Source organism: Salinibacterium sp. VpJ6, from assembly GCF_059767345.1.
Genome location: NZ_JBSOQL010000003.1, coordinates 77,182 through 89,223, shown reverse-complemented (window position 1 = coordinate 89,223; position 12,042 = coordinate 77,182). Strand labels below are relative to the sequence as shown.

The 12,042-nt window shown below is 60.1% G+C and carries 13 protein-coding genes; 5 read left to right on the top strand and 8 right to left on the bottom strand.

Annotation, left to right across the window (positions count from 1 at the left end; translation table 11 throughout):
- Positions 1 to 8: 8 nt before the first annotated feature.
- The 4 genes from ACWTV1_RS11240 to ACWTV1_RS11225 form a co-directional block, all read right to left on the bottom strand.
- The gene (locus tag ACWTV1_RS11240; RefSeq protein WP_498505395.1) at positions 9 to 1,436 is read right to left on the bottom strand and encodes a serine/threonine-protein kinase; all 1,428 of its coding nucleotides are present in this window, start codon (positions 1,434 to 1,436) and stop codon (positions 9 to 11) included.
- Positions 1,437 to 1,555: 119 nt separating this feature from the next.
- Positions 1,556 to 2,350 (bottom strand): PP2C family protein-serine/threonine phosphatase, encoded by a 795-nt coding sequence (locus tag ACWTV1_RS11235; protein ID WP_498505394.1) that lies wholly within the window; start codon positions 2,348 to 2,350, stop codon positions 1,556 to 1,558.
- Positions 2,351 to 2,368: 18 nt separating this feature from the next.
- Positions 2,369 to 2,983: an FHA domain-containing protein gene (locus tag ACWTV1_RS11230; RefSeq protein WP_100389986.1), complete on the bottom strand. Its 615-nt coding sequence runs from the start codon at positions 2,981 to 2,983 to the stop codon at positions 2,369 to 2,371.
- Between the two features lie 43 nt (positions 2,984 to 3,026).
- Entirely contained in the window at positions 3,027 to 4,463 is a 1,437-nt protein-coding gene (locus ACWTV1_RS11225) for a gamma-aminobutyraldehyde dehydrogenase (protein ID WP_498505393.1), read from the bottom strand.
- A 122-nt stretch (positions 4,464 to 4,585) separates the two neighbouring features.
- Here ACWTV1_RS11225 and ACWTV1_RS11220 point away from each other — a divergent pair, with 122 nt between their 5' ends.
- The 5 genes from ACWTV1_RS11220 to ACWTV1_RS11200 all read left to right on the top strand — a co-directional run bounded on the left by ACWTV1_RS11220 (position 4,586) and on the right by ACWTV1_RS11200 (position 8,814).
- Positions 4,586 to 5,068, top strand: coding sequence for an Lrp/AsnC family transcriptional regulator (locus tag ACWTV1_RS11220; RefSeq protein WP_498505392.1), 483 nt, complete (start codon positions 4,586 to 4,588; stop codon positions 5,066 to 5,068).
- Between the two features lie 65 nt (positions 5,069 to 5,133).
- Positions 5,134 to 6,516 (top strand): aspartate aminotransferase family protein, encoded by a 1,383-nt coding sequence (locus ACWTV1_RS11215; protein ID WP_498505391.1) that lies wholly within the window; start codon positions 5,134 to 5,136, stop codon positions 6,514 to 6,516.
- 54 nt (positions 6,517 to 6,570) lie between these two features.
- A complete protein-coding gene (locus ACWTV1_RS11210) occupies positions 6,571 to 7,623 on the top strand; it encodes a hypothetical protein (RefSeq protein WP_498505390.1) in 1,053 nt (350 codons plus the stop codon).
- Between the two features lie 91 nt (positions 7,624 to 7,714).
- A complete protein-coding gene (locus ACWTV1_RS11205; RefSeq protein ID WP_498505389.1) occupies positions 7,715 to 8,227 on the top strand; it encodes a methylated-DNA--[protein]-cysteine S-methyltransferase in 513 nt (170 codons plus the stop codon).
- On the top strand, positions 8,224 to 8,814 hold the full coding sequence (locus ACWTV1_RS11200; RefSeq protein ID WP_100389982.1) for a DNA-3-methyladenine glycosylase I: 591 nt from the start codon (positions 8,224 to 8,226) through the stop codon (positions 8,812 to 8,814). Before ACWTV1_RS11205 ends, ACWTV1_RS11200 begins: the two co-directional genes overlap by 4 nt.
- 142 nt (positions 8,815 to 8,956) lie before the next feature.
- Here the strand turns inward: ACWTV1_RS11200 and ACWTV1_RS11195 are convergent, their stop codons facing one another.
- The 4 genes from ACWTV1_RS11195 to atpD are packed head-to-tail and all read right to left on the bottom strand — an operon-like array spanning position 8,957 to position 12,023.
- Complete coding sequence (locus ACWTV1_RS11195; RefSeq protein WP_498505388.1) at positions 8,957 to 9,706, bottom strand: YaaA family protein; 750 nt, start codon at positions 9,704 to 9,706, stop codon at positions 8,957 to 8,959.
- A complete protein-coding gene (locus ACWTV1_RS11190; RefSeq protein WP_100389980.1) occupies positions 9,703 to 10,224 on the bottom strand; it encodes a P-loop nucleotide/nucleoside kinase family protein in 522 nt (173 codons plus the stop codon). Before ACWTV1_RS11190 ends, ACWTV1_RS11195 begins: the two co-directional genes overlap by 4 nt.
- Before the next feature lie 9 nt (positions 10,225 to 10,233).
- A complete protein-coding gene (locus ACWTV1_RS11185; RefSeq protein WP_100389979.1) occupies positions 10,234 to 10,494 on the bottom strand; it encodes a F0F1 ATP synthase subunit epsilon in 261 nt (86 codons plus the stop codon).
- A 2-nt stretch (positions 10,495 to 10,496) separates the two neighbouring features.
- Positions 10,497 to 12,023, bottom strand: a complete 1,527-nt coding sequence (gene atpD / locus ACWTV1_RS11180; RefSeq protein WP_229820453.1) for a F0F1 ATP synthase subunit beta — start codon at positions 12,021 to 12,023, stop codon at positions 10,497 to 10,499.
- Positions 12,024 to 12,042 lie beyond the last annotated feature (19 nt).

The window sequence follows — 12,042 nt, the reverse complement described above, 5'->3', positions numbered from 1 at the left end:
CTCCCTCATCACGGCAACACCGCGCATTTTTGGGCACTCGCGGGGCCAGACTTGCCCTCGCGAGTAACAGTGACGGATATACAGACGTTTTCGCCCGACTCGGCGTCAACGACGAAGTTCGGCTCGCGCTGCTGAACTGACGGTTGACCATCGGTCGTCTTAATTTGGTAGAAGTCGCCGGCTTCGAGGCCGGGATCGAGCCAGGAGAACTCTACGACGTCGGCTGAGACCGAGGCCGAGATGTCGCTCACCACGGGGATGTCGTTCGAGCCCGACTGAAGCTGAATGAACGTGGCCGTGGCTCCCAGAACCACGACGAACGCTGCGAGCGCCACACCGATCCACGCGACGGTCTGCATGCCGCGCGTTTTGGGAATGGGACTGATGCCGGTCTTGCGACGCGACATTTTGCCTTCAGCAGCTTCACTTTCCAACGAGCCGAAGCTTTCTTCGATGTTGGCGGGGCGGCGGCGCTTACGGCGTTGCGAGGACGTCATAGGTGATGCCTGGCCGGGGCGCACGCGGGTGCGGTCTTCCAGCTCGGCAACCGTAGCCAAAGCCCAGTCGTCCATGGCAACTTCGATTGCTGTCTGCGAGAGTCCGAGCTCAGACTCCACCGCTTGCAACTCGTGTACTAGTTCGAGAACGCTGCCTTGGCGCGCCTCCGCTTTGCGGGACATCGCGCGGTTGAGGGCGCGTTCCAAGCTTTCGGGCACATCGCTTCGCCCGGTGGTGCGTGGCTTCGCGCGGTTGATGCGGGAGATGAGGTCGGTCGACTTGTTCGACTCCCCCGGCACTTCGAAGGGCGAGCGCCCGGCAAGCAGCGAGTACACCGTGGCTGCATACGACCACAGTTCAGACTCGATCGTGCCGGCGGTCTCATCCATCAACACTTCGGGTGCCGACCACGGGATCGACATCCCCACGGCTTCAAGGTTTTCAGACTCGCTGAGCGTTGCCGCAATACCAAAGTCGGAGAGCACCGGATGCCCATAGGCAGTCGTCAGAATATTGGACGGCTTGATGTCTCGGTGCAGCACACCCGCACGATGGGCGGTCTCGATGGCACTGCCGATCTTGATGGCGATGCGCAGTACTTCAGGAACCGGGAGTCGTTCGACTCGGTAACGCTGACTGAGCGTCGAGGAACACAGCTCCATCACTAGGTACGGTCGGCCGTCTGAAGACACACTCGCTTGGTAGACCGTAAGGATCGACGGGTGCGAGCTGAGCTGCGCCATCAGGTTCGCTTCGGCCTGGAACATGAGTCGAACTTGGTCGTTCACAACCTCGCTGAGCATTACTTTGACAGCGACTTGGCGTCGCGGCATATTCTGCTCATAAAGGAACACATCGGCGAAGCCACCCGAGCCCAGAACGTGAACGTGGGAGAATCCGGGCAGCGCAGGAGGAGCTGAGGGCAATCTTCTAGCCACAGAACACCCCTTACTTGTCGTCGAGTTCGATCATTCTAAGTGAGGAAACCACTCAAAAATCGGATTCTGCCCCTTGTCTTGGGGCAGTTTGTCTGTCCCCAGTATGGACGACTCGAGGGCTACGCCGCTGTAGGCACTTTCAACACATCGATCACAATTGCGGTGATATTGTCTCGTCCGCCGCTATCGAGCGCGGAATCAATGAGCTGCGACACCGTCTCGTCGGGAGAAAGACCCTGCTTCATCAGGCGCTCAATTTCGTCATCCGAGACCTCGCGAGTGAGCCCATCCGAGCAAATCAGCAGGCGCTGACCGGAATGAATAGGCAGCATCCAGAAGTCTGGTGACGGTGCGGCGTTGAAGCCGATCGCTCGCGTGATGATGTTGGCATCCGGATGCTCGTCCGCCTCGCCGCGGGAAATCAAACCGGCCTCGACAAGATCTTGGACTACCGAGTGGTCTCGCGTGATCTGGACCAGTCGTTCGGAGTCGAAGTTGTAGACCCGACTGTCCCCCACATTGAAGACCGCGAAGCTTGCCGACTCATGGTGCTCCGTTACGACGACTCCCGTGACGGTCGTGCCGACGCCGAGTTCGCTGTCTTGCGCGATCAGGCCGATGTAGTCGGTTGCCCGTTCAAGCGCGCGCTCCACGGCACGTGCCGGCAGAAAGTCACCCGTAATGGCATCATCGAGTCGTTCGACGACGGCAGCACTGGCGAGGTCTCCCGCCGAGTGTCCGCCCATTCCGTCGGCCACAGCGAACATCGGAGAACGCGCAACGTAGCTGTCCTCGTTTGCGGCGCGCCGATGTCCAGTGTGAGTGCCCGCAGCCCACGCAAACGTAAACGTCTGTTCTGCTCGCCCCGGTAGGGCGATGGTATGCCCCGGGTTGTTGCCGCCGATTTCGGTCACGGCTACCTTCCTGCCCGTTTACTCCAGACGCCGCCGAGGCAGAATCCTAATAATGTTTCCGTCTCCAATATCCACTAGCGTGCCGGTGGAAACCACCACCGACTCACCCTGACGGAGTTTTCGTGCCGCATTGCCCGGCACCTGAACGATCGAACCATTGGTGGAGCGCAGATCGGTGACGATCACCGATGCCCCCAATTGCCGCACTTCGACGTGCGTTTCTGATACTTCGCGCTGCGGAGACTGAACCGCAACGAGGCGCGGGCCCACGCCTTTTACAATGCGCGGAGGTCGAGGGTCACGCCCGAACACACACGCGTGTTCCAGGGAGTACATCTGCCCAGTGCCGTCAAGCTGCACGCGGTAATACAGCGCGGATGATGCTGCCGTCGGCTCCACGGGAGCGCGCGGTGGCTTCACTTGCGCTGCGGCACGCGCCCGCAAGCGCGCCGCCTCTTGAGCTGTGGTCGGTGATGCTTGCTTCGCTTGCGATTCGACAGGGCGTTGGTAGGGCTTAACGACCGCCGCGGTTCGTCGCGCGCTGATGATAATCGTGTCATCGAGATCAGGCATGGTCGACTGAAGCTGCGGCCGCTGGCCCGCCGTTATCGTGTCATCGAAGTCATGCTTCACGCGGCAATCTTAGACACGCTTGACGATTTCTCGTGGGAGCACGTCACGCTTGTCCGATAAAACTCATCACATGCTTGATGCGGGTGTAGTCCTCGAAACCGTAGCTCGACAAATCTTTGCCATAACCCGAGTGCTTGAAGCCACCGTGGGGCATCTCCGCCACGATCGGAATGTGGGTGTTGATCCAGACGCAACCGAAGTCGAGGTGCTTAGCGAAGCGCATCGCACGGCCGTGATCGCGAGTCCACACGCTCGAAGCCAGCCCGTAGTTGACATCATTGGCCCACTCAAGCGCTTGGACCTCATCCGTGAACTTCTGAACCGTGATGACGGGGCCGAAGATCTCGTTCTGAACTGCCGAGTCGTTCTGCTGAAGTCCCGAAACGATGGTCGCTTCGTAGAAGTAACCGCGGTCGCCCTGGCGTGCACCACCGAGCTCGACCTGCGCGTGCGACGGCAGCTCTTCGATGACGCGAGACACCTGGGCAAGCTGGTTCGCGTTATTCACGGCACCAAAGTAAACATCTTCGCTCGGCGCACCGGTGGTCGCGTTCTCACGCGTCCACTTCACGAGCTCAGCGACGAACTCGTCGTGGATGTTAGCGTGCACGATTACTCGCGTCGCCGCAGTGCAGTCCTGCCCCGCGTTGAAGTACCCCGCGGCGCCGATACCAGCAACAGCGGCAGGGATGTCGGCGTCATCGAAGACAACAACAGGAGCCTTACCGCCCAGCTCAAGGTGTACTCGTTTGAGATCGACGGATGCCGCCTTGGCGACTTCCATTCCCGCCCGCACCGATCCCGTAATAGACACCATTTGCGGCGTCTTGTGGTCGATCATGAGTCCGCCGGTAGTGCGGTCCCCTGTCAGAACGTTGAACACGCCAGCGGGAAGGAACTCAGCGGCGACTTCAGCGAACAGCAGTGTCGCAGAGGGAGTCGTGTCGCTGGGCTTGAGCACGGTCGTGTTTCCCGCAGCGATGGCGGGGGCGACCTTCCACACCGCCATGTTGAGCGGATAGTTCCACGGCGCTACTTGCCCGATGACGCCGATCGGTTCTCGACGGATAGATGAGGTGTGGTCTTTCATGTACTCGCCCGATGCCATCCCCGAAAGGTGGCGGGCTTCGCCGGCGAAGAACCGAATCTGGTCGACCGAAAGCATGATTTCGTCCGCGACGAGGCTCGCACGCGGCTTGCCGGTGTCTTTCGACTCGAGGTCGGCGAACTCGTCGGCGCGAGCTTCCATCGCGTCGGCAATGCGGTAGAGCGCAAGTTGGCGCTCGGAGGGCGTGGTCTCGCCCCAAGTCTCAAAGGCTGTCGCCGCGGCTGAATAGGCGGCGTCGACATCCGCACTCGACGAAACCGGCGAGTGCGCGTAGCTGTCTTCAGTAGCGGGGTCGATCACATCGAAACCGCTTTCCGTACGCGCTGCGACGTACTCGCCATTAATAAAGTTCTGGATGTCAGGAGCGCTCATGCCTCCAAGATAGCGACCATGACGCCACTAATCCACCCCGGCACTAACGATTTCCGCCGCAAAAAGGCATTTTTGATACGGAATCGCTTGCCAGCCATGCTCTGAACTGACAAAATCGATACATGAGCACTTCTTCGCGTGGATCCGCCAACAAGCCTGTGCACCTTGACGACGTCTCCAAGTCAATCATCGAACAGCTGCAGAACGACGGCCGTCGTTCCTATGCGGAGATCGGCAAGGCTGTTGGCTTGAGCGAAGCCGCTGTACGCCAGCGCGTGCAGAAGCTCACCGAATCTGGCGTCATGCAGATCGTGGCCGTCACCGACCCGATGCAGCTGGGCTTTTTTCGCCAAGCAATGATCGGCATCCAGATCTCGGGAGACACCACTTCGGTGGCCGAAAAGATCGGCAAGCTCCCCTCAGTCGACTATGTCGTTCTTACCGCCGGCAGCTTCGACCTCCTCGTTGAAGTCGTGTGCGAGAACGATGACGACCTCATCGAGCTTCTCAACCGCGACATCCGCGGTATCGAAGGCGTGCGATCGACGGAAACTTTTGTCTATCTGCGCCTCCACAAGCAGTTCTACAACTGGGGAACACGCTAAGCACTCCCCGCCTCACCAACGTCACCACGCACCAGTTCCCCAACGCACTAAAGAAAGTGTTTGAGATGTCAGAGTTCAACGAAGCCGATCTTCAGCAAAAAGCGAAAGATCACCTGTGGATGCACTTCTCCCGCCAGTCGGTGATGGAAGACGGTCACGGCGTGCCGATCATCGTTCGCGGCGAGGGTCACCACATTTATGACTCCAAGGGCAACAAGTACTTCGACGGCCTCAGCGGACTTTTCGTGGTCAACGCCGGTCACGGCCGCAAGCGCCTGGCCGAGGTCGCTGCGAAGCAGGCTGAAGAACTCGCGTTCTTCCCGCTCTGGTCGTACGCGCATCCCAAGGCCATCGAGCTGGCTGACCGGCTAGCGGGCTACGCCCCGGGCGACCTCAACCGCGTCTTCTTCTCCACGGGTGGCGGCGAAGCGGTCGAGACCGCCTTCAAGCTGGCCAAGCAGTACTGGAAGCTTCAGGGCCGCCACACGAAGCACAAGGTCATTTCGCGTGCCGTCGCTTACCACGGAACCCCGCAGGGAGCGCTTGCCATCACCGGCATCCCCGGCATGAAGGAGATGTTTGAGCCTCTCGTTCCTGGCGGCTTCCGCGTGCCGAACACCAACTACTACCGCGCAGAAGAGATGGGCTTCCACGGCACCGAAGAGGAATTTGGGCTGTGGGCTGCTAACCGCATCGAGGAAATGATCCTCTTCGAAGGCCCCGAAACTGTAGCTGCGGTCTTCTTGGAGCCCGTGCAGAACTCGGGTGGCTGCTTCCCGCCTCCCGCTGGCTACTTCCAGCGTGTTCGCGAGATCTGCGACGAGTACGACGTACTGCTTGTCAGCGACGAAGTAATTTGCGCCTTCGGTCGTCTCGGTCACATGTTCGCGTGTGACGCGTACGACTACATCCCCGACATGATCACGTGCGCCAAGGGAATGACCAGCGGCTACTCACCGATCGGCGCCACGATCGTGTCTGACCGCGTCTATGAGCCCTTCAAGCACGGCGCTACGACCTTCTACCACGGCTACACCTTCGGCGGACATCCTGTTTCCGCTGCGGTTGCCCTAGAAAACCTCGACATCTTCGAGGAAGAGAAGATCAACGAGCACGTTCGTGAAAACTCGCCCAAGTTCCGCGCTGCGCTTGAGCGCTTGCTCGACTTGCCGATCGTGGGCGATGTGCGCGGAGATGGTTACTTCTTCGGCATCGAACTGGTCAAAGACAAGGCAACGAAGGAGACCTTCAACGACGACGAATCCGAGCACCTGCTCCGTGGCTTCCTCTCGAAGGCGCTCTACGACGCTGGCCTCTACTGCCGCGCCGATGACCGTGGAGATCCTGTGATTCAGCTGGCACCGCCGTTGACGATCGGACCCGCCGAGTTTGACGAGATAGAATCAATGCTGCGTTCGGTTTTGACCGAAGCATGGAGCCGTCTCTAGAACCCACCGCGTTCGCCCTCCCTCTTACCCCACGGCTCGGATAGAGTTCCTTCCGTGAGCACTGAGGAAAATTCGCTAACACTGCGTCCGCGCGATGACCGCGCTCGGATCACTGTGGCGCGCGCAATCGCGATTGTGCTCGCGATCCTTTTGAACGTAACGGTGATCGCTGCTGGGGTGTGGGCTCTCACAAACCAGCAGCGCATCTCCGATCAGTTCACGGTGTGGCAGTTCGAGCCGTCCTCCACGGTTCGTGCCTACGTCACCTCGGCAGCGATGTCAGAGGAGGGCGAGTTCCTCTTCTACGCGAGCCAGCCCGTCGTCCAGGAAAACCCGGAGTTCAACAGCACGTGCTCGAACGTTGAAGAGAACTTTGGCGTGCTGGGGTGCTACTTCCCCAGCAGCAAAGCGATCTACCTCTTTGATGTGACGGATGAGCGGCTCGCCGGCATCGAAGAGGTCGTCGCCGCCCACGAGATGCTCCACGCTGCGTGGGATCGACTCTCGGATGACGAGCGCGCCCGACTAACGCCATTGCTCGAAGCTGAAGCCGACCGTATGAAGGATGATCCGGAGTTCGCAACAACACTGGAGTTCTACGCTAAGACTGAACCCGGCGAGCGTTCGAACGAGCTCCACTCGATCATCGGTACGGAATTCGCCGATCTGAGCCCGGAGCTTGAAGAACACTACGCCACCTACTTCACGGATCGCGCGACAGTTGTGGCGCTGCACGAGAAGTCGAATGCCGTCTTTACTGAACAGCTGGATGCCAGCAAGAAGCTCGTTGAGCAGCTGGATGCTCTGCGCGGCACGATCGACGACGACTACGCGACCTACAACTCCGGCTATGACAGCTTGAACGCCGACATTGACAACTTCAATGCGCGCGCTGATCGGGGCGACTTCGCCACGCTCGATCAGTTCAATCGTGAACGAAACCAGCTCATCAATCGCCAAGATGAACTGAATGCGCTCTACGACACGATTGAAGCCAACGTCGCCACCTACGACGGGCTTGTCGTTCAGCTCGAAGATCTCAACGCCACGATCAGCGAACTCAACCAGAGCATCAATATCGAACCGCGCAACCAAGACGGCATCTAACACCGCTCCTCCACAGCACGCGTTTTCGCAGCGAATTGCAATGTCCGAAAATGGCCAGCCGCCTTCTCGCTAGGCGGCGTACGCTCGAAGCATGAACACGCTCACTCCCCTGCAGACCGAGGTCGCTTACCTTCGCCGGCTGTCTTCGCCGATAGGCCGTATCGAGCTCACAAGCGACGGCGCTAGCGTCACCGGTCTCGCCATCGAGAACGACGGCGTTCTCCCCCACGACGAAAAGCCGGAGCGTTCTTGCGAGGTTCTCGACACCGCCGCCGTTCAACTCGCCGAGTACTTTGCCGGAGACCGCCGCTCCTTCGACCTGCCGCTCTCTGCGGCCGGCACGGAATTCCAGAAATCCGTGTGGCTACAGCTCAACCAGCTTCCGTACGGCGCCGCAGCTTCTTACGCGGACATCGGCCGCGCTACAGGCCGCCCCACGGCCGGTCGCGCCGTTGGCGGTGCTGTCGGTGCCAATCCGATTCCGATTATCGTTCCTTGTCACCGTGTGCTCGCGTCCAACCAAAGGATCACCGGCTACAGCGGTGGCGACGGCATTCCCACCAAAGTCTGGCTTCTCAAGCACGAGGGGATCAGCCACAAGTGAGCGATCGCGAATCCCTCCTTGTCGGGCCAGACGGCCGGGCTCGATGCAGTTGGGTCGGAGACGACGAACAGTACCGCCAGTATCACGACACCGAATGGGGCAACCCTCTCCGCGGCGACCACAAACTCTTCGAGAAGATCATGCTCGAAGCGTTTCAAGCGGGCCTTTCCTGGATCACGATTTTGCGTCGCCGAGAGGGCATCCGCGAAGCCTTCGATCACTTCGACGCCGCCACGATCGCAGGCTACGGCGACGACGACATCGCTCGGTTGCTGAACGACCCCCGCATCATCCGCAATCGGCTCAAGGTATCTGCGGCGATCACCAACGCTCAAGCAACTCTCGAGCTCACGCGGAACGATCCCGGCGCGCTAGACACGCTGCTGTGGAGTTTCGCACCGCCACCACGAACAACTCGTCTCGCAGCGTTCAGCGACGTTCCTGCGACCACCGAGGAGTCGACGGCCATGAGCAAGGCGCTCAAAGCGCGAGGGTTCCGCTTTGTGGGCCCGACAACGATGTACGCGCTCATGCAATCCGCGGGCATGGTCGACGACCACCTCGAAGGCTGCTGGCGAGCCGTCTAACGTTTCGCCACGGTCGCAGCTGTGTGCTTGTTCGGTCGCGCGGGCCAGCAGCCGCGGTCTGTGGGTCGGCAAGCCCCGACTCAGCGGCGTTGCCGCTCACAGGCCAGCAGCACGGGCCTGCAGCACGGGCTCGGTGGCGTTGCTAGGCGTTCTCGACGACCAGGTCGAGTTCGCCCGGCGCTCCGTTTTCCAGCTGGAAGCCGGCACCGTTTGCCCACTCGAGAAGCGAGTCGACCGTTGAATGGCGAATCCCCGCCCGCACGAGAGCACGAGTGAAGAGTCCTTTGGACTTCTTGTTGAAGTGACTCAACGCCACACGCTTGCCATCTGCACCCGCCGTCACCACTCGCAGGTAGGCGCTGTTCTCTCCTGCCGCGCCCAACTGTGCGTACGCTTCGGAGCGGAGGTCTAGCTGGAGCCCTCCGAGACCCGCAAGAGCGTCGGATGCCGGAGCACGCCAATGCTTCTTCAATGGCAGCCCGGGGACTTTGGAGTTATGAGAGAGACGGTACGCGGGAATGGGATCGCCGGCGCCGATCGGGCCGAACAGAGCAGAATGCACGACCACAGTCGCGTGGGCGAACGAGCGCTCATCAGTGGTCATGGTTGCGGCATCCAAACCGTCGAATAGCACGCCGGTATAGCGTTCGAGGGCTGGCATTACCGGCGCCGTGGCCAGCGTGCGGTTGCGCTCCACTTCGAAAAGCTGTTTCGCGCTGATGCCGAGGGCGCGCTGAGCGGCTTCGGTGTCCCCGGCCAGCTCTGAAACCGCAGATACTACGGCTTGCCGTGGCTGAGTGAGCTCGGGAAACGAGAGGCGATCCCAGTCGAGCACGGCACTCTGATCTCCCCCGTCACGCTTAGTTTCGGAGGGAGGAAGGAGAACGATCACGCGTCAAGGAACGCGGATGCCCGTTCGACGTTGACGCCGATGGGTCCGGCAGAGTCGAGGGTGATACGGGCTACTGCGCCGCTCACTCCGCTCCACGGGGAATACTCTTCAACGCTTTGCTCGACAGCATCGCGGTCTGGCGCACCCGCAAGCTCACGCTTAGCAGCGCGCTCTACGAGGCGTTCTTTGTGAAGTTCTTCGTCAGAACAGACAACTTCAATGAAGCGGATGCCCGAGCCGGTGCGCTCGGCTAGGTTGACCCACTGCTCGCGCGCTGGATCCACGGCGTTGACAGCATCGATGATGATGTCGTTGTCGTTCATCAGCACGGATTCGGCGAGAGTCTCTGCCACCAGATAGGCAGCGAGTCCTGTCGGTTGTCCGGCACTGATGCCGGCCTTCAGAATCGCTGTCTCTATCTGGTCGACAGACAACACGGTGGTCTTGCGCCGGGCACCCACGACCTCTGCGAGAGTCGATTTTCCTGCACCCGGCAACCCGGCCATCGCTATAAGCATGATTGAAAACTAAACCAGTTCTGCGGTGCTCGCCACCACGGTGACGGTGTTGTTCTCAACCGAGAGGAAGCCGTTGTCCGCAATTGCGGTCACCGTCTGGCCGTCTGCGGTTGAAACACGGACCTCACCTTTGGCCAGAATCGCCAGAAGCGGTTCGTGACCCGGGAGAATTCCGATTTCACCTTCGGTGGTACGAGCGATGAGCTGGGTTGCCTCCCCCGACCAGAGTTCCTGGTCGGCGGAGACAACGCTCACTGCGAGAACTGCCATTGTTAGGAGTTCTCTTTCTGGATCTTGGCCCACTGCTCTTCGACGTCGTTGATTCCACCGACGTTGAAGAACGCCTGCTCAGCAACGTGGTCGAATTCGCCCTTGACGATCGCGTCGAACGACTCGATGGTGTCCTTGAGCGGAACAGTCGATCCCTCAACACCGGTGAACTTCTTCGCCATGTAGGTGTTCTGCGAGAGGAACTGCTGGATACGACGTGCACGCGATACCGTGATCTTGTCTTCTTCAGAGAGCTCGTCAACACCGAGGATCGCGATGATCTCCTGGAGTTCCTTGTTCTTCTGCAGAATCTGCTTCACGTCAGTAGCAACGCGGTAGTGGTCGGCACCTAGGTAACGGGGGTCGAGGATACGACTCGTCGAGGTGAGCGGGTCAACGGCCGGGTACAGACCCTTCGATGCGATTTCACGGCTGAGCTCAGTCGTGGCGTCGAGGTGGGCGAAGGTCGTTGCCGGCGCGGGGTCGGTGTAGTCATCGGCAGGAACGTAAATTGCCTGCAGCGACGTAATCGAGTGTCCACGGGTCGAGGTGATGCGCTCCTGAAGGATACCCATCTCGTCGGCGAGGTTCGGCTGGTAACCCACGGCGGAAGGCATACGGCCTAGAAGGGTCGAAACCTCGGAACCGGCCTGCGTAAAGCGGAAGATGTTGTCGATGAAGAGCAACACGTCTTGCTTCTGCACGTCGCGGAAGTACTCAGCCATGGTCAGCGCCGAGAGGGCGACGCGAAGACGCGTTCCTGGCGGCTCATCCATCTGGCCGAAGACTAGGGCCGTCTTATCGAAGACACCTGCCTCGTCCATTTCAGCGATGAGGTCGTTACCTTCACGGGTACGCTCACCAACACCGGCGAATACGGAAACTCCACCGTGGTCCTGAGCTACACGCTGGATCATTTCTTGGATCAAAACGGTCTTACCGACACCGGCACCACCGAACAGTCCGATCTTTCCACCCTGTACATACGGGGTGAGAAGGTCGATGACCTTGATACCGGTTTCGAAGAGCTCGGTCTTCGACTCGAGCTGGTCGAATGCCGGGGGCTTGCGGTGGATAGGCCAGCGCTCGGTGATCTCGATCGTTTCGCCGTTGACCTTGCCATCGGCATCCGCGTTCAGGATTTCTCCGGTAACGCTGAAGACCTTGCCCTTGGTGATGTCACCAACGGGAACAGTGATCTGCTCGCCCGTGTCGCGGACTTCCTGGCCGCGGACAAGTCCGTCAGTCGGCTTGAGTGCGATGGCACGAACAACGTCGTCTCCGAGGTGCTGAGCAACCTCGAGTGTGATCTCGGTGGTCTCGCCACCGATCGAAACGTTGGTCTTGAGAGCGTTGTAGATACCGGGGATCGAATCGTGCGGGAACTCGACGTCCACAACGGGACCGGTTACACGTGCGATGCGTCCAACGCCGGCGACAACAGCAGCGGCAGCTGCCTTCTTCGCAGGCGCCTTCTTTGCTGGCGTCTTTTTGGCTGGGGCCTTCTTGGCCGGGGCTTTTTCAGTCATGGCTTCCCTATCTATGGTT

Bases quoted from the DNA above. Each gene is read 5' to 3' on its own strand.
- ACWTV1_RS11215 (WP_498505391.1), top strand. From the start codon at position 5,134: ATGTCAGAGTTCAACGAAGCCGATCTTCAGCAAAAAGCGAAAGATCAC.
- ACWTV1_RS11205 (WP_498505389.1), top strand. From the start codon at position 7,715: ATGAACACGCTCACTCCCCTGCAGACCGAGGTCGCTTACCTTCGCCGG.
- ACWTV1_RS11220 (WP_498505392.1), top strand. From the start codon at position 4,586: ATGAGCACTTCTTCGCGTGGATCCGCCAACAAGCCTGTGCACCTTGAC.
- ACWTV1_RS11190 (WP_100389980.1), bottom strand. From the start codon at position 10,224: ATGCTTATAGCGATGGCCGGGTTGCCGGGTGCAGGAAAATCGACTCTC.
- atpD (WP_229820453.1), bottom strand. From the start codon at position 12,023: ATGACTGAAAAAGCCCCGGCCAAGAAGGCCCCAGCCAAAAAGACGCCA.
- ACWTV1_RS11185 (WP_100389979.1), bottom strand. From the start codon at position 10,494: ATGGCAGTTCTCGCAGTGAGCGTTGTCTCCGCCGACCAGGAACTCTGG.
- ACWTV1_RS11225 (WP_498505393.1), bottom strand. From the start codon at position 4,463: ATGAGCGCTCCTGACATCCAGAACTTTATTAATGGCGAGTACGTCGCA.